Source organism: Cytobacillus sp. Hz8 (genome assembly GCF_042263505.1).
Lineage (GTDB): Bacteria > Bacillota > Bacilli > Bacillales > Cytobacillaceae > Bacillus_BE.
In genome coordinates this window covers 539172-555130 of the sequence record NZ_JBHKFI010000001.1, presented here as the reverse complement: position 1 = coordinate 555130, position 15959 = coordinate 539172, and the positions used below count along the sequence as shown (strand labels likewise).

18 protein-coding genes are annotated in these 15959 nt (G+C 35.1%); 5 read left to right on the top strand and 13 right to left on the bottom strand.

Annotated elements, in window-relative coordinates; translation table 11 throughout:
• Positions 1 to 19 precede the first annotated feature (19 nt).
• Entirely contained in the window at positions 20 to 2149 is a 2130-nt protein-coding gene (locus tag ACE38V_RS02735) for a sensor domain-containing protein (RefSeq protein WP_375839598.1), read from the bottom strand.
• Positions 2150 to 2408: 259 nt separating this feature from the next.
• On the opposite strand from ACE38V_RS02735, the gene ACE38V_RS02730 reads away from it, so the two are divergent.
• A complete protein-coding gene (locus ACE38V_RS02730) occupies positions 2409 to 2879 on the top strand; it encodes a YkyB family protein (RefSeq protein ID WP_375839597.1) in 471 nt (156 codons plus the stop codon).
• Positions 2880 to 2942: 63 nt separating this feature from the next.
• On the opposite strand, the gene ACE38V_RS02725 is transcribed toward ACE38V_RS02730, so the two are convergent.
• Together ACE38V_RS02725 and corA are read right to left on the bottom strand one after the other, a co-directional pair.
• A complete protein-coding gene (locus ACE38V_RS02725; RefSeq protein ID WP_375839596.1) occupies positions 2943 to 3848 on the bottom strand; it encodes a chemotaxis protein in 906 nt (301 codons plus the stop codon).
• 112 nt (positions 3849 to 3960) lie between these two features.
• A complete protein-coding gene (corA, locus tag ACE38V_RS02720; RefSeq protein ID WP_375839595.1) occupies positions 3961 to 4959 on the bottom strand; it encodes a magnesium/cobalt transporter CorA in 999 nt (332 codons plus the stop codon).
• Between the two features lie 180 nt (positions 4960 to 5139).
• Here corA and ACE38V_RS02715 point away from each other — a divergent pair, with 180 nt between their 5' ends.
• A complete protein-coding gene (locus ACE38V_RS02715) occupies positions 5140 to 6297 on the top strand; it encodes an aminotransferase A (protein ID WP_375839663.1) in 1158 nt (385 codons plus the stop codon).
• Positions 6298 to 6324: 27 nt separating this feature from the next.
• On the opposite strand, the gene ACE38V_RS02710 is transcribed toward ACE38V_RS02715, so the two are convergent.
• The 6 genes from ACE38V_RS02710 to ACE38V_RS02685 form a co-directional block, all read right to left on the bottom strand.
• A complete protein-coding gene (locus ACE38V_RS02710; RefSeq protein ID WP_375839594.1) occupies positions 6325 to 6504 on the bottom strand; it encodes a hypothetical protein in 180 nt (59 codons plus the stop codon).
• An 85-nt stretch (positions 6505 to 6589) separates the two neighbouring features.
• Positions 6590 to 7465: an NAD(P)-dependent oxidoreductase gene (locus ACE38V_RS02705; protein ID WP_375839593.1), complete on the bottom strand. Its 876-nt coding sequence runs from the start codon at positions 7463 to 7465 to the stop codon at positions 6590 to 6592.
• Positions 7466 to 7540: 75 nt separating this feature from the next.
• Entirely contained in the window at positions 7541 to 7999 is a 459-nt protein-coding gene (locus tag ACE38V_RS02700; RefSeq protein WP_375839592.1) for a hypothetical protein, read from the bottom strand.
• A gap of 62 nt (positions 8000 to 8061) precedes the next feature.
• Positions 8062 to 8844, bottom strand: coding sequence for an SDR family oxidoreductase (locus ACE38V_RS02695; RefSeq protein ID WP_375839591.1), 783 nt, complete (start codon positions 8842 to 8844; stop codon positions 8062 to 8064).
• A gap of 173 nt (positions 8845 to 9017) precedes the next feature.
• Positions 9018 to 10733 (bottom strand): phosphoenolpyruvate--protein phosphotransferase, encoded by a 1716-nt coding sequence (gene ptsP, locus ACE38V_RS02690; RefSeq protein ID WP_375839590.1) that lies wholly within the window; start codon positions 10731 to 10733, stop codon positions 9018 to 9020.
• A complete protein-coding gene (locus tag ACE38V_RS02685) occupies positions 10733 to 10999 on the bottom strand; it encodes a phosphocarrier protein HPr (RefSeq protein WP_375839589.1) in 267 nt (88 codons plus the stop codon). The genes ptsP and ACE38V_RS02685 overlap by 1 nt, the downstream gene beginning before the upstream one ends.
• Positions 11000 to 11609: 610 nt before the next feature.
• Between ACE38V_RS02685 and ACE38V_RS02680 the strand changes: the two genes are divergently transcribed.
• Positions 11610 to 11897 (top strand): PilZ domain-containing protein, encoded by a 288-nt coding sequence (locus ACE38V_RS02680; RefSeq protein WP_375839588.1) that lies wholly within the window; start codon positions 11610 to 11612, stop codon positions 11895 to 11897.
• A gap of 374 nt (positions 11898 to 12271) precedes the next feature.
• Here ACE38V_RS02680 and ACE38V_RS02675 read toward each other — a convergent pair whose 3' ends face one another.
• Both ACE38V_RS02675 and ACE38V_RS02670 read right to left on the bottom strand, forming a co-directional pair.
• Positions 12272 to 12871: a cell wall hydrolase gene (locus tag ACE38V_RS02675; RefSeq protein WP_375839587.1), complete on the bottom strand. Its 600-nt coding sequence runs from the start codon at positions 12869 to 12871 to the stop codon at positions 12272 to 12274.
• 250 nt (positions 12872 to 13121) lie between these two features.
• Positions 13122 to 13316: a hypothetical protein gene (locus tag ACE38V_RS02670; RefSeq protein ID WP_375839586.1), complete on the bottom strand. Its 195-nt coding sequence runs from the start codon at positions 13314 to 13316 to the stop codon at positions 13122 to 13124.
• 266 nt (positions 13317 to 13582) lie between these two features.
• Between ACE38V_RS02670 and ACE38V_RS02665 the strand changes: the two genes are divergently transcribed.
• A complete protein-coding gene (locus tag ACE38V_RS02665) occupies positions 13583 to 13774 on the top strand; it encodes a YkvS family protein (RefSeq protein ID WP_375839585.1) in 192 nt (63 codons plus the stop codon).
• Positions 13775 to 13875: 101 nt separating this feature from the next.
• Here the strand turns inward: ACE38V_RS02665 and ACE38V_RS02660 are convergent, their stop codons facing one another.
• Entirely contained in the window at positions 13876 to 14001 is a 126-nt protein-coding gene (locus ACE38V_RS02660) for a DUF6254 family protein (RefSeq protein ID WP_375839584.1), read from the bottom strand.
• Between the two features lie 300 nt (positions 14002 to 14301).
• On the opposite strand from ACE38V_RS02660, the gene ACE38V_RS02655 reads away from it, so the two are divergent.
• Positions 14302 to 14913 (top strand): CPBP family intramembrane glutamic endopeptidase, encoded by a 612-nt coding sequence (locus ACE38V_RS02655; protein ID WP_375839583.1) that lies wholly within the window; start codon positions 14302 to 14304, stop codon positions 14911 to 14913.
• Between the two features lie 7 nt (positions 14914 to 14920).
• On the opposite strand, the gene ACE38V_RS02650 is transcribed toward ACE38V_RS02655, so the two are convergent.
• The gene (locus tag ACE38V_RS02650; RefSeq protein WP_375839582.1) at positions 14921 to 15958 is read right to left on the bottom strand and encodes a YkvI family membrane protein; all 1038 of its coding nucleotides are present in this window, start codon (positions 15956 to 15958) and stop codon (positions 14921 to 14923) included.
• Between the last annotated feature and the right edge of the window lies 1 nt (position 15959).

Sequence of the window (15959 nt, the reverse complement as noted above, 5' to 3'; positions counted from 1 at the left end):
TGACCCTTTTATTAAACCCTCAATATTCAAACTCATTCACTGCTTTTCTTTTTTGAAAAAATCTTCTTTCAATTTCTTCCGAACAAGCAGGTTTGGAATAGTAAAATCCTTGCCCCTTGTGACATTTTGCCTGAATTAAAAAGTCTTCCTGTTCTTTCGTTTCCACCCCTTCAGCTATCACTTCAATTCCAAGACTTTGCCCTAAATGGATAATCGTGGATGTGATAGCGGCATCTTTTTCTTCTTTAATGACATCACGAACAAATGACTGATCGATTTTAAGGACATCGATTGGAAACTGTTTAATATAATTTAACGACGAATAACCGGTCCCAAAATCGTCAACCGAGATTTTTACTCCTAAACATTTTAATCGTTTTAAAATAGGTACTGTTTCCTTTGTATCCTCCATTGCCCCTTCCGTGATTTCAATCTCTAAAAGCGATGGATCGATATGATTTCTTGCAATTGAATTTTGAATGATTTCCACCAAGTTGGGTTGCATGAATTGTTTTGGTGAAATATTAATTGCAATCTTAATTCTTTTATTATATGCTTCTTCCCATTTTTTAATTTGTTGACAGGCTGTATCGATGACCCATTTTCCGATTGGTAATATCAATCCTGTATCCTCTGCAATGGGGATAAAATCACCTGGGGAAACAAATCCAAATTCACTATTCTTCCAACGTAGCAAGGCCTCATAGCTATTGATTTCTTTTGTCTGAAAATCCACTTGCGGTTGATAGTAAAGCATCAGCTCTTCCTGTTCAATGGCTCTTCGCAAATTGGTTTCCAGCTTGACAACATTTGTCACCAGAGAATTCATTTCTGAACGATAAAATTGAAAGTGTGCTTTTCCTTTTTCCTTCACTCGAAATAGGGCTTCATCCGCATTTTTAATGAGTGTTTCGACATCCTTTCCGTCACTCGGAAATACACTTATCCCGATGCTTGGTGTAATATAATATTCATTAAAATGCAAAAAGAATGGCTTGGAAAATTTTGTGAGAATATTTTTGGCCAGTCGACTTGTTTCCTGTCTCCCCATTTCTGAGAAGAGAATAATAAACTCATCTCCGCCTTGACGATAAATTTCACAAGAATCAGACCGAAATTCGATCAGCCTTTCCGCAACCTTTTGTAATATTTCATCGCCAGCTAAATGACCTAATGAATCGTTTATTTGTTTAAAACGATCTAAATCAATCGAAAGCAAGGAAAATTTTCCACCTGTTTCTTTAGCTTTCAGGATTAATTTTTCCGTATCTGTAAGAAGGGCTCTCCGGTTTAATAATCCGGTTAGTTGGTCATGAAATGCCATAAAGTTAATTTTCTCTGCATTTTTTACTTGATCGGATAAATCTCTAACAATGACATAAATACCTTCTACCTCAGAATGGATAACAATTGGAACAGTTTTAATATGTAAGGTCAAATGATGCCCCTTTCGATGCACAAAACGACAATCATAGGATTCTGAAGCCTCACCCATTTTCGTTCTACCCAGTAATTTTCGGAAACATTCAACATCAGTTTGCGCAACCATATCAAAAATGGAACGTTTCCGCATTTGCTGTTTGCTAAGCCCAAAAATATTTTGGATAGATGGATTTGTGTCTTCAACTTTGCCATTCGTGTCAACAATAAGAATTCCATCTAAATTGTGATCAACAATAGAGCGAAAGCGTTGTTCAATTAAAATCAGACGATTTTTCTCAACAACACTTTGGGTAATATCACGCGTTACCGCAACAATATAACAAATATCCCCATTTTCATCTTCGATAGGTGTCAAGACAGATTCTCCATTAAACTTTTTTCCATTTGATAACTGGGACTCGTCTATAAAAATATATTCTTTTTTTGTAGACAATACTTTTTCATAGGAAGTTTGCAAAACACCAGCAATCTCTTTTGGCATTACTTCCTCTATGGATTTTCCAATTGCATCAGAGGATAATCCAGCATGAATACTTCCTGTTTGATTAGTAAATAAATAACGGAAACATGGTCCATCATCCACTTCCATAACGAAAACCATATCTTTAATATGGCTATATATGATTTGGAAAATAAGATTTTCTGCAATGAATCCAATATTGCCAGATTGAATTTTTGCCGCTAATGCATTTTTTAAATGGTCCATTTTTCCGCCCTCATTTAGATAACAAGTTGTTAAGTAAGATTTCGATAAAAAATACTTTTGCTATATTTTTACAATTGTTTACATTTCTAATACCATTTCCACCTTATTTTATCATTAAAATTCTATATGTTATAGTAGAATTGTTTTTCAAATTTATCATGATATTTTCATAAACCATGAATCATAACCTTTTAACTTTAATAAAAAAGGAGTATAATAATAGCACTAATATGACGAATATCTGAAAGGAGTTTCAAAATTGAGTCAGGATAGTTCCAAGCCCTCTTTTTTAAAACCGACAACTGAAAACCTCTCTCAAGCAATCTTCATTGTGAACCGACATGCAAAGACTGCGCCAAATCCAAAATATCTATATAAGCTTAAGTATCAAGCCCTGCAAAAGCTTTTAATGGAAGGAAAAGCCAAAAAAGTTGGTTTACATTTCTCCGCTAACCCCAAATATAGTCAACAACAATCGGATGTATTAGTTGTATGTGGAGAGTATTCATTCCACCTCCCACCCTCTAAAACTGATTTTGATTCCTTACCCCACCTTGGTAAACTAAATCAATGCGTTCGAAATCCAAAATCAAAACTCTCACTTAGCCAAGCAAAAAAGCTTCTAATTTCTTATACCGGATACAAAGAAAACAGTTCCAATAATCCTGCTAATAAAAAATCTCACTATCAAAAACCTGTTTTTAAGAAACTAGGAGAAAGTTATTTTTAAGATCATGAAAAAAGAAGCTAGAGATAACTCAGCTTCTTTTTTCATAATCAAAATTTTAGTGCATTATAAAATATATTCGTCTATTAGTAATACTAGCTGCGCAATATCCGGTTTGCTGACCTGTGCTTCTGCACCAACCATTTGCCCCTTATGACGCAAATCATCTGTTATTAAGGATGAAAAAATAATAATCGGAATCTTCTCAAGCTTTGGATTATCCTTCACTCTCTTTGTTAAGTGATGACCATCCATTTGCGGCATTTCAATATCAGTAATAATCAATTGAACACTCTCTGTTATGTCTTTTCCGTTCACGACCAAATTTTCCAAATAATTCAAAGCATCCCGACCATTTTCAAAAAAATCAACATTATGATACCCGGCTTCCGCCAATGTATCATGCAATAATTTTCGCAATAAGGGAGAATCCTCTGCCACAACTAATTTTTTATTTGATCTCTCCCTTTGCCCTAGCTTTTGAACCTGTTGAATATTGATCCCTGATTCTGGATTGATATCGACAACTATTTTTTCAAAATCAAGTAATAGAACCATTTCACCATTTAATTTCACAACACCAATAATTTGGCTATCTGCTCCTTGATACATATCTGAAGGTTTTTCAATTTGATCCCAAGAGATTCGATGAATTTGGGTAACACTATGCACATGAAATACGATTTTTTGTTTATTAAATTCTGCTACAATAAATTTATCTTGAGCAGGATTGGTTGAAGGTGGAAACCCTAAAGCTGTCGCAACATTGATAACAGGTAATACCTCTCCTCTTAATTCGATAATACCTTCCACATTTGGATGAGCATGAGGTACTGGAATAACAGCGACAGGATTAATAATCTCTTTCACTTTGATGACATTGATGCCAAATTTATTGGTACCAATACCAAACTCCACTATTTCAAGCTCGTTTGTACCACTTTCTAGTAATATCCCTTTGTTTTTTTCCATTCCTGGCTTCGCCCTTCCTAAAAAATTATATATTCCTACTATATCATGAATGAAGATTTTTCCTTCAACCAAATATAGATGAAAAAAGCAAAAAATTGTGACCTTATGCCATTTAGCGCATTTTAATTTGGTGGTGCTTCCGTTTATTATATCTCTTTCCGATTCCAAACCAACCCTTTCGTTTAAAAATCCAAATCATGATAATCGAAATAAGCCCCATTATTCCTAAAATAAAAAAATAACCAAATTTCCATTCAAGTTCTGGCATATGTCTGAAATTCATCCCATAGATACCAGCGATAAAAGTCAATGGCATAAAAATCGTGGTTATAACGGTCAAAGTCATCATGATCGTGTTCATTGAATTAGAATTGATTGATAGATAATTATCTCGAATATCAGCTGAAAAATCACGATAGGATTCCAGCATTTCAACTAACTTAAGTAAGTGATCATGCACATCGTGAAAATATACCCGATGTTCACTAAGATTACTGAGCCGCTCTGAATGTATCATGCGATACATAAGATCTCTCATTGGAACAATAGTCCTTCTTAACCTTGATAATTCCGTACGAATTTCAAATAAATACTCCATTAACTCATTAATAGATTCATCCTTGGAGTTTTCTTCAATCGCATTTAATTGGTCTTCAATCTGATAAACTGGCGGATAGTAATCATCCACTAGTTTATCGATAATAGCATGAAGAATATAGAAAGGGGAATCATGTAATTTTTCATCTTTTTTTAATCGATTCCATAGATTATTTAACTCTCTAACAGATGTTTGATGAAAGGTAATGATAAATTGTTCGCTTATAAATACATCTATTTCTGTTGGATATAACGTTTCTTGATTAATGGCATGAACAATAAAAAACATATATTTTTCAAAAAAATCCAATTTGGGTCTTTGCATATATTCATCAATACAATCCTCGACAGACAAGGGGTGAAAATGAAAGATCTTTTCTAGCATCAACGCTTCCTCATCGTTTGGAACATCAAAATCAACCCAAAACCATTTCACATCGGATTGGTTTCTGTCCTCTATTGGTACATCAAAAAGGACTTCATGATTCTCTTTAATAACAATTGTTCTAATCATTATCCACACCCAAATTTCATGATTATTTTTCATATATGAAAATCTTTACTTACCTCAACTTACTATTTTTTGAGGAAAATGACAACTCTTTATGGCAGAAGAAGCTAGTCTTTAAACAATTTATTATATCTTCTGTGAAACATGTTAGAATAATATTATTAAATAGGAGGGCTAAACATGTTGGAACATTTAATTAACAAAAAAGTAAAAAATATAGATATATCTGGTATTCGAAAATTTTTTAATATGGTTGCGGGAACAAAAGATATGATTTCATTCACGATTGGTCAGCCGGATTTTCCAACCCCAGAACATGTTAAAGAGGCTGCCAAAAAAGCAATCGACCAAAATTTCACGACTTACACTCATAATGCCGGGGATATCCATTTGAGAAAGTCTGCAGCAAACTTTGTTCAGAAAAAATACGGACTGTCCTATGATCCGGAATCGGAAGTCATAGTAACAACTGGTGCAAGTGAAGCGATTGATATTGCCTTTAGAACTATATTGGAGGAAGGATCAGAGGTGATTTTGCCCGGTCCCGTTTATCCCGGCTATGAACCCATCATCCGATTATGTGGAGCAAAACCCGTTCTTGCTGACATTCGGGAAAATCAATTTCGCTTTACGGCAAATGTGATCAAAAAATACATAACTGAAAAAACGCGCTGCATTGTTCTACCTTATCCTTCAAATCCTACTGGGGTCAGCCTTACCAAAGAAGAATTGGAGGAAATTGCTTTATTATTAAAGGAATTGGATATATTTATCCTTGCCGATGAAATATATAGTGAACTCGTCTTTGATCAACCTCACGTTTCGATAGGTACCATGTTAAGAGAAAAAACAATAGTCATTAACGGATTATCTAAATCTCACTCCATGACTGGTTGGAGAATAGGTTTATTATTTGCACCTCAATATTTATCCCAGCAAATTTTAAAGGTGCATCAATATAATGTTACCTGTGCGACCTCGATCTCCCAAATGGCAGCAATTGAAGCATTAACCCTAGGGATGAATGATGCGATTGTCATGAAAAAGGAATATGTGAAACGCAGAGAATATGTCTATAACCGACTTGTTGAAATGGGGTTAGAGGTTGTTAAGCCTGATGGAGCATTTTATTTCTTTATTAAACAACCCATTTCTTCCATGAATTCGTTTGATTTCTGTTTAGATTTAGTAAATCGAGTTGGGGTTGCTGTCGTACCTGGGAGCTCCTTTTCTCCTTTAGGGGAAGGGTATTTCCGTCTATCCTTTGCATGCTCAATGGAAATGCTTGACGAAGGACTGAATCGCATCGAGAACTACTTAAAACAAAAGGAAAGAGGCTGAATTTTTCAGACCTCTTTTTTCACGGCTTTATTGTCCTTTATATTTTCCATTATTTTTTGCTATCTTTTCTTTTTTTGCCTTATCTTTATGGATTTTATTTGTCGCTGCACTTCCTACTTCATGGGCAAATTCTTCATTTAACACACTTGAGTCAAATCCTTTTTTATTTTTTTGCTGTGGATCATTTTTTTTATTCCTTTTAGCCAATTTAAGTCCTCCTCCAAATAGTCTTCTTTAATATTTTGGAGGAGTATGACCATTTCTATGCGCAAATGACCTGTATTTTCATTATCTATTTCCAATGCTTGTATAAGGCCTGTGTCCCGCTATTTTCTTCGCCTTGACTTGCTAGCTCCCCATATAACTTTCGTGAAAGTGCAAGCCCAGGTGCTTCCATGCCCATAGATTCTGCTTCCTCCAAAGCAATATTCATATCCTTTATCATGTGCTTTATATAAAAACCGGGTTCGAAATCACCTTTAATCATTCTTGGTGCTAGATTTGATAAGGACCAGCTTCCTGCCGCCCCAGAAGAAATACTTTGAAGGACCGTTTCTGGATTTAGCCCTGCTTTTTCTGCATAGACAATTGCCTCACAAACCCCAATCATGTTTGAAGCGATGGCTATTTGATTACACATTTTCGTATGCTGTCCAGAACCTGCCTTTCCTTGATAGATAATATTGGTCCCCAATACTTGAAAGATAGGCTGAAGTGCTTGAAAAACCTCCACATCCCCACCAACCATAATGGAAAGTCGTGCTTCTTTCGCTCCAACATCTCCACCAGACACAGGAGCGTCAACTGCATGGATACCTTTTTTCTTTGCTTCTTCATAAATTCTAACTGCCAAAGATGGGGTTGAAGTTGTCATGTCAATGATATATGTATTTTCCTTACCATTTGGGACTAGACCATTTTCTCCTAAATAAACTTCTTCAACATCAAATGGATACCCTACAATTGTGATTATAACATTTGCTTTAGTAGCCATTTCTTTTGGAGAATCAACCCATTCAGCGCCTTTTTCTAATAAATTCAATGCCTTTTCCTTCGTTCTCGAATAGACAAGTACAGGAAATCCCGCCTTTAAAAGATTTCCAGCCATACTCTTTCCCATTACTCCCGTGCCTATAAATCCAATTATTGTATTCTCTGTCGTTAACATTTCCAGATCTCCTCTATTCTGTAACTATCTATTTTTTTGATGATAAACTCTAGCAAACCATTACCAAAAAGCAATTTATAATCTAGAGAAAAAATTAGTCAACGGTGCTTTTGCTAAAATTTGATCATCATTGTAAATCTCAACTGTAATTGCATGATCATTCACGATTAATTTCTCTAATTCGAACGTATGTAAATCTTTTTTCAATGGAATGGGTTCCATTATGATTAAATTGCCTTTATTCTTATTGACTTCAAGGTACTCACCATTAAATACAGATCTTTCACCATAGATAACTTCATTTCTCCCTATTGCCGACGCTAATTTTTGATTATGTATCATAATCCTTAGCTTGTACATCAAATTCTTTTCAAATCCCTCTTCATTTAATAAAAACCGAAACTGCAATTCATTATTTTGGGTTAAGATGACCTCTGAATAGTGATTAATAAATGTCTCACTTTGCTGCTTTGAGCATCCAAAGAGTAAAAAGATCATAGCAACAGAAAAAGTAATCTTGAGAAAATTTTTCATTATTATTTCTCCTTTCACTGTTACCATATCCTTTTTTTATTTCCATTAAACTCCATTCTGGACTAAATAGATTTGACCATCCCTCCGTCTACTAAAAATGCACTTCCAGTCATATAAGAATTCGCTTGCGATGCTAAGAAAACCACAACCTTTGCAAATTCCTCAGGAGTTCCATACCTCTTTAAAGGAATAGACTGTTTGACTTGCTCCTCCACTGCTTCCCGCGTAGTCCCTATTGCTTTTGCATTTACTTCATCCAAATGCTTAACTCGGTCTGTTGCAATTCTTCCAGGTGCAACAGTATTGATTAAGATTCCATCAGAGGCTAATTCGACAGCTAGGGTTTTGCTTAATCCAATAATGCCTGTTCTAAATGTATTTGACAGAATTAAGCCAGGAATTGGCTCTTTAATCGAAGATGATGCTATATTAATAATTTTCCCTCCTTGTTTTCGCAAATAAGGAAGAGATTCTTTAATCAACCGGATATAGGAAAGTAGATTTAATTCAAATGCCTTTTGCCACTCATCCTCTGTGATCTCATCAAAAGAGCCTGCAGGTGGTCCACCAGCATTATTGACAAGTACATCAATCGTACCAAAAGCAGCTACCGTCTCAGATACTAAATGTGATAGATCTGTTTTCTTGGTTAAATCCGTTTTCGTATATAAAATTTGACCAGCATAAATCGATAATTCCTTCTTTACTCGCTGTAGCTTTTCCTCATCTCGACCGGAAATCATGACATTAGCTCCTTCTTTTAGGAGCTCCTCTGCAATTGCTTTCCCAAGTCCCTGGCTAGAAGCAGCGATTAACACAGTTTTCCCAGTTAACTGAAAATCCATTATTGATCCTCCTCTAAAATAAAAGATATGAATATTATACTAAAATTTGGCATAACACAAAAGCATTCAGAATTTACACACAAAAAAAGATGCCTCAATTTGAGACATCCCATAAGAATTTAGGCACTATGAAAAACCTTCTTCTCATAGCACTAATTCGGATTATTTATCTATTATTTGTTAACTGCAGCTTGGACAGCTTCTACTACCTCGCTCATTGTACTCATGGTGATTGCTTTTTCAGCTAATTGTTCCATATCAGCTTTTGAAAGTCCACGAATTATAGAACGGGCTTTTAAAATAGAAGTTGCACTCATGGAGAATTCATCTAATCCTAACCCTAAGAGTACAGGAATAGCGGTTTCATCCCCTGCCATTTCTCCACACATTCCGGCCCATTTTCCTTCTTTATGAGCGGCATCAATAACCATTTTCACAAGTCTTAAAATGGACGGATTATATGGTTGATATAAATACGAAACTCGTTCATTCATACGGTCAGCAGCCATTGTATATTGAATTAAATCATTCGTTCCAATACTAAAGAAATCAACCTCTTTAGCAAACAGGTCTGCGATAACGGCAGTGGAAGGAATCTCCACCATAATTCCCACTTGAATATCCTCTGACACTTGAGTACCCTCTTGAAGCAGCTTTGCTTTCTCTTCTTCAAGAATAGCCTTTGCAGAACGGAATTCATCAATTGTCGCAATCATAGGGAACATAATTCTTAAATTACCGTATGTGCTGGCTCTTAATAAAGCTCTTAATTGTGTTCTGAAAATATCTTGTTGCTCTAAGCATAAACGGATTGCACGGAAGCCTAAGAAAGGATTCATTTCCTTTGGAAGGTCTAAATATGGAAGTTCCTTGTCCCCGCCAATATCTAGTGTACGAACGACAACAGGTTTTCCCTTCATTCCTTCAAGAACAGCCTTATAGGATTCAAATTGCTCATCTTCCGTTGGAAGCTGATCTCTTCCCATATATAAGAACTCTGTTCTATATAAGCCTATCGCTTCACCGCCATTATTAATCACACCTGGTAGATCATTTGGTGTTCCAATATTTGCTGCCAGTTCTACATGATGTCCATCTGCAGAAACGGTTTTTTCATTAACAAGCTTCGCCCATTCCGCTTTTTGTGCTTCGAATGCAGCTTGTTCATTTTTATATTGTTCGATGACTTCAGGAGTTGGATTAATATGAACCTCACCCTTTAATCCATCCACAATGACTATGTCTCCATTATTAATCTCTTTTGTTGCCATCTTTGTACCAACAACAGCAGGAATTTCTAATGAACGGGCCATGATTGCTGAATGAGAAGTTCTTCCTCCGATATCAGTTGTAAACCCTTTTACAAATTGACGATTTAATTGAGCTGTATCTGAAGGAGTTAAATCACCAGCAACGATGATTGTTTCTTCAGAAATCATACTTGGATTCACAATCTCAATACCAAGTAAATGAGATAAAACGCGTTTTGTAACATCACGGATATCCGCTGCGCGCTCTTTCATATATTCATTATCCATAGACTCAAACATCGAAACAAACATATCTGCTGTTTCTTTCAGAGCAAATTCTGCATTCACTTGCTCAGATTTAATTTTGTCTTCTATCGGTGTAGTTAATTCGGGATCGCTTAAAACAAGTAAATGTGCTTCAAAAATGGCAGCCTTATCTGCTCCAAGGTCCACTAATGCTTTTTCTTTGATAACTTCTAATTCTGATTTTGATTGATTCAATGCAGCTTGGAAACGTTCAACTTCTTCAGAAATATTATCAATCGTTTTTTTCTCAAAAGAAAGATCTGGTTCAACTAAACGATAAGCTTTTGCAATTGCAATTCCACTAGAAGCAGCAATACCATTCAAAAAGCTCATTATTCTGCAAGACCTTCTTTTTTCAATGTATCTTCTAAACCTTTAAGTGCATTTGCTTCATCGCTTCCGTTAGCAGAAATAGTAATATCAGCATCTTTACCTACACCAAGAGACATAACACCCATAATAGATTTTAAATTAACTTTTTTACCTTTATATTCAAGATTAATATCTGAGTTAAATTTACTTGCAGCTTGTACAAGGATTGTGGCAGGACGTGCATGAATTCCTGTTTCAGCAATAACTTTAAATTGTTTTTCAACCATATTATTTTTTCTCCTTTCATTTTCCAAAAAAATTTAAAATGTATCAATGCCTGTCTAATAACTTATAATACGTTAATGAGCAGTAAATATTCTACAATAACTATTTCTAGCCTTACTTTGTTATTTTTCCCATCACTGATTGAATCATGTATGTAAAACTAGTCATTTTATTCAATCCATACTCAAGTCATCAGACAACTAACATCTCTAAAAAAGAATAGCATTCCAATGCCATTTGAGCAATGAAATTTTTATGGATTTTTTTATTAATCGCTTACATTTTACATACTTTGTACATATATACAATATGTAGAAATTTTTTCATAAATAGTCATAATTTTCGGACCGCTACAGTTATTATTTTTACAGAAATTAGCACCTGTTTCTAGTTTTTTTGTTAAATTGGATATTTTTTGTAATTTCCTACTTGATAAAGCTTCATGAAAAAGCTATGATTTTTTAAAAATACATATGAATATAAAGATGGATTTTCATTCATCAAAATAATAAGGTGATCCTAATGATTTATCGAAGAGATGAAGCTTTCCGATTCCAATTTAAAAAACCTGTCCCGGGGCAATTCAAGATTGTAAGTATGGATGGCAGCAGTATGGAAGATTCAAAAATAGCCACAGCTAACATTTTAGATCTCAGTCCAAATGGTCTTAAATTTTCTTCAAACCTCGACCTGCCTATAGATCAAAAAAAATTACTACTTGAAATTTCTTTTATTCTAAATGATAAGATCATTCATATTCTTGGTACTCCCATCTGGAAGAAAGGAATTGTGCATTCGTTTATCTATGGTATTAAAGGCATAGAGGACCAGGAGACAAAAAAAGAAATTGTAGAAGAACTAAAAGAGTTTTCCCGAAAAAGCATTCAAGATATAAAGTGAAACTTCCATCAGTGGGGGTTTTCGACGCACAGGACGTGAAGTGTGCAGACTTATGTGTTGACGTCGCGCTTTTAGTCTGCCATTCATCCCCCACTGATGGTTAGTCACGCAAAGCCTGATTGATTTTTCTAAGGGCTGACCAAAGAAAAATCTTATTTCACTTATCACGCTCAAGGGACGCCACATCCTGTGGCTTCGCCTGAGTAGGACCTTAATCCCTCGTCGGACCTTTACGGACAGTTGATCTCCCACTTATCTTCTTCGTATTCTCAGAATCTTGAAGTGGGAGTCAAAATGTCCGTTAAGAGTGGGATAAAACAATAGCTTAGAAATAAAAAGGACATCAATCATGTTGATTGATGTCCTTTTTATTTCTATTTTGCAAATCGATGATTTCCAATAGTTACTGTAACTTCACGGGATTGAATCCAACTACTTTTGGCTGTTTTAGGATTATAGAAATATAATGATCCATTGCCGTTTCCACTAAAGGCAATAGCCTCATTGACTGCTTTTTTAGAAGCAGCATCGGCTGGCTTGTTTATTGAACCATTTTGAACAGGAGTAAAGGCATAATGTCCTGAATCAACTTGATAAATAACACTACGTATCGTTGATGGAAAATCTTTATGCTTTACTCTATTCAAAATAACCGTTGCTACTGCTACTTTTCCTGCATATGGCTCACCCACTGCTTCTGCACGGACTAGTCGAGCCATCAAATCCTTGTCGGCTGCTGAAATCTTAGAATTAGGAATCACTATGTTTTTCCCTGCATATAGAGTCGTGGTTGTTGCGTTATTAATCTTCATTAAATCTATGATTGGAACAGCATACTGCGTTGCGATTTTCCAATAGGTATCGCCATTTTGAATTTTATGAGTAGTTGCTGCTTCTGTTTTATGATTAAATGAAATAACTGACATCGAAATAATTAATCCAGCTGCAATTACAAATTTTTTTAATTTATTCATGTAATCCCTCCTAGTAGTCTCTGTTTCTCTACTACTAGGCTAACAAGTGTAACACTTTTAAGCACCTACCAAAAAATGGATAACGCTATATAGAGTAGCTAATCGCCTATTGTGCAATGATTTGGAGGACTTTTTGAAATAATAACCATATAGGAAGAAACACACAGGTATTTCTAATACTGGTAAATATCGGCCCGATTGTGACAGAACATATCAAAACTGTTACATAATCCGGCTCTTGTCACATCCCTTAACTTCTCGGTTCCTGTAAATATTGATACACAATATTCCCTCCGTGTCCTGCAATTCCGCGAAAATGTTTGAAATCTGGACGTTTGACTAAAACTTCTCTGAATGAGAGGAAATCCTCTTTTTTAACATAATGCTCAGAAAGTTCTCCGTTTTTGAGCTTTTCTAACACCTCATTCACCAATTCTTGATTCATCTAAAAACCCATCCTTTCTAGCCTAAAAATGATATTGTGATTAATGGAGAAGCTATTTATTCCATACAAAAAGTCCTTTCCAACCCACAATATTTTGCCTCCCAAAATCATAATATAATGTAAGTTTTCGTATCTACTCTATCATCCTGTCTTATTTAGGGAATAGTCAAGAAATTTCATACACAAATTGCTTTACAAATGAAGGGAAAGTAGTCAAACTGAAATTATTAAAGTTTAAAATTGGAAGGAAAAGGAGAGAGAGACATTTGAAGAAAGCCGGAGTTGGAGATATTATCGAATTTAGAGATGGACTTAAAGGAGTCGTTGAAAAAGTAAATGAAAATTCTGTAATAGTTGACTTAACGTATATGGAAAATTATCGTGATTTAGAATTGGATCAAAGAACTGTTGTTAACCATAAAAACTATGTAGTTATAAGGGAAGCGGCCCAATCATGAATTTTGGGGGTCTTCTTACTGGAAACCTGAAGATTACTTCTATACTAGGCTTTAATCCTTACTAATGAATACGACTTACAGTAGAAGACCCCAATTCATCATTATTTATTTGGACTAGCTTCTGTTTCTTTGGTTAGTTCCTTTAAAGATTTTACCTCTCCGTGTGGGCGTTGATCCTGCTTTCTTACCGTCCATTCCCTTTCCTGTTCCCTTTGAGATTTTGTCATATTTTTAGCCCTCATCTTTCCTTTATAATTTTGAAAACACAACCAGTTCTTTTCATGACTCACGCAAAAAATCACTGGGCACCGAATAGGATTTGCTGAAATTTACTTTTTTATGACGGGATTTCCTCTTTTCATTTTCCGTTTGTCCGATGGTATGAAGTCGGAATATTGGTTACTCTACTTAATAATCCATTTCACTCCTTTTTTTAAGAACATTCATTGAACGATTTAAAAGTCTTATTTTGCATTTCCATACTTTTTGCTACAATAGATGTTGATTGTTTGAAAGGAGTTTTCCTAATGAAGAAATGTGCAACTGATTTGCGTTTACTACTTGGTTTATTGATTGCTCATCTATTAATTTTGTTGACATTTCATACAACCGTTGTTTTTTGGTACATTTTCACCGCTTCTATGCTTTTTTTAATCAGTTATTCGACTTTTAGAGATGAAATAGATAAAAAGGCACCTATGTATCAAGTCATCATAATTGGCGGCCTTTCCGGTATCATCCTATTTTTTGTTTTCTGGTTGGGTAATACACTTATCCATGCGATGGATATTCCGTTGCAATCACAAATAAAATCTCTTTATCATCATTTTTCGCCAACTATGGCTTGGCACTACATTGTGCTCATATTAGTCATTATTCCTGGAGAAGAAATCTTTTGGAGAGGATTTGTCCAAAAAAGACTATCAAAGTATTTTCATGATTGGACAGCCATCATTCTTTCCACGCTTTTATATACGTCTGTCCAATTTTATTCTGGAAGTATAATCCTGCCACTAGCTGCTCTTATTTCAGGATTTATATGGGCAATCCTTTATCGATGGAAAAAAAGCATTCCGCTCGTTATTGTTTCACATTTAGTATTTGACCTTTTCCTATTTGTCATTTTTCCATTTTATTAAGATGACTTCATTCCTTTAAAGGTTTCATCCATAGTAAAATGATAAATATGATACTAATATAGCCAAAGAGCGGATATAAATGTGCTAGCAATGTCCCGTATTTAATTAAACTTATGGAGTACGTAATCACATAAATCAGAAGAAATATCACCAAGCTTGGCAATGAAAAAATAGATTTTATCTGTCTTTCTAGTCCGAATATATTCCCAATAACGGAAGTAAAGACTTCACTATAAATCACAACAATATAGATCCAATATAACCCAGAGGCTAAATTTTTTATAATGACGGCCATTGGAATCTCATACAATTCAAGATTTGGTAGCATGATCAGCGTTATATGACCGGAAATTAAAATTAAGGTGAGAAGAATCCCTCCGATTCTTCCCCCCCATTTAACAGTTTGATCATCCTTTATTTCCGAAGCGACTGGTACTAACACAGCTTGTGCTAGTCCAAGATTGAAGGCTGTGTAGGAAAAAGGAGCAATTACTGATTTCCACCCATCCTCTACTGGTGGAATAAAAAGAAGTTGCTCCATAAATCCTGGTAGTTTTACAGAAAGAATCATTAATAGAAAACTAAACGATATCATCAAGGGTACCACTACGGTATTTACAGCAAATAGGCCTTTTATCCCAACAGACATTACAATCAATGATAGGCCTAAAGTAAAGAGTACTCCGATTGATTTATTAAAGCCAAGTTGTTCTTCAAAGATTGCACCTCCACCCGATAACATCACCGCTGTAACCCCAAGAAGCATAAAAAGCATTATCACATTAATGACTGGGCCAAGAAACCTCCCAAAAAGATAAAGATTAAATTCCTGATAAGATGTTGCCCCAATACGAGCAGAAATTCTCATCAGCTTCGATCCTAAAGAAATCAATATATATCCACTCATTAATATCCCAATTAATCCAATAAATCCAAAACGAGAAAAAAATTCAACAATTTCTTTACCGGTTGCAAACCCTGCTCCAACTACTGTACCAACATAGACTGCGGCAATTTGAAAAGCTGCACTCCAATTTGTCTTCACC

Excerpts from the sequence above, each read along its gene's own strand:
- ACE38V_RS02725 (WP_375839596.1), bottom strand. The coding sequence starts at position 3,848 with ATGGAAAAAAACAAAGGGATATTACTAGAAAGTGGTACAAACGAGCTT.
- ACE38V_RS02705 (WP_375839593.1), bottom strand. The coding sequence starts at position 7,465 with ATGTTAACGACAGAGAATACAATAATTGGATTTATAGGCACGGGAGTA.
- corA (WP_375839595.1), bottom strand. The coding sequence starts at position 4,959 with ATGATTAGAACAATTGTTATTAAAGAGAATCATGAAGTCCTTTTTGAT.
- ACE38V_RS02685 (WP_375839589.1), bottom strand. The coding sequence starts at position 10,999 with ATGGTTGAAAAACAATTTAAAGTTATTGCTGAAACAGGAATTCATGCA.
- ACE38V_RS02680 (WP_375839588.1), top strand. The coding sequence starts at position 11,610 with ATGGAAGATTCAAAAATAGCCACAGCTAACATTTTAGATCTCAGTCCA.
- ptsP (WP_375839590.1), bottom strand. The coding sequence starts at position 10,733 with ATGAGCTTTTTGAATGGTATTGCTGCTTCTAGTGGAATTGCAATTGCA.
- ACE38V_RS02675 (WP_375839587.1), bottom strand. The coding sequence starts at position 12,871 with ATGAATAAATTAAAAAAATTTGTAATTGCAGCTGGATTAATTATTTCG.
- ACE38V_RS02660 (WP_375839584.1), bottom strand. The coding sequence starts at position 14,001 with ATGACAAAATCTCAAAGGGAACAGGAAAGGGAATGGACGGTAAGAAAG.
- ACE38V_RS02695 (WP_375839591.1), bottom strand. The coding sequence starts at position 8,844 with ATGGATTTTCAGTTAACTGGGAAAACTGTGTTAATCGCTGCTTCTAGC.
- ACE38V_RS02735 (WP_375839598.1), bottom strand. The coding sequence starts at position 2,149 with ATGGACCATTTAAAAAATGCATTAGCGGCAAAAATTCAATCTGGCAAT.
- ACE38V_RS02655 (WP_375839583.1), top strand. The coding sequence starts at position 14,302 with ATGAAGAAATGTGCAACTGATTTGCGTTTACTACTTGGTTTATTGATT.
- ACE38V_RS02670 (WP_375839586.1), bottom strand. The coding sequence starts at position 13,316 with ATGAATCAAGAATTGGTGAATGAGGTGTTAGAAAAGCTCAAAAACGGA.
- ACE38V_RS02700 (WP_375839592.1), bottom strand. The coding sequence starts at position 7,999 with ATGAAAAATTTTCTCAAGATTACTTTTTCTGTTGCTATGATCTTTTTA.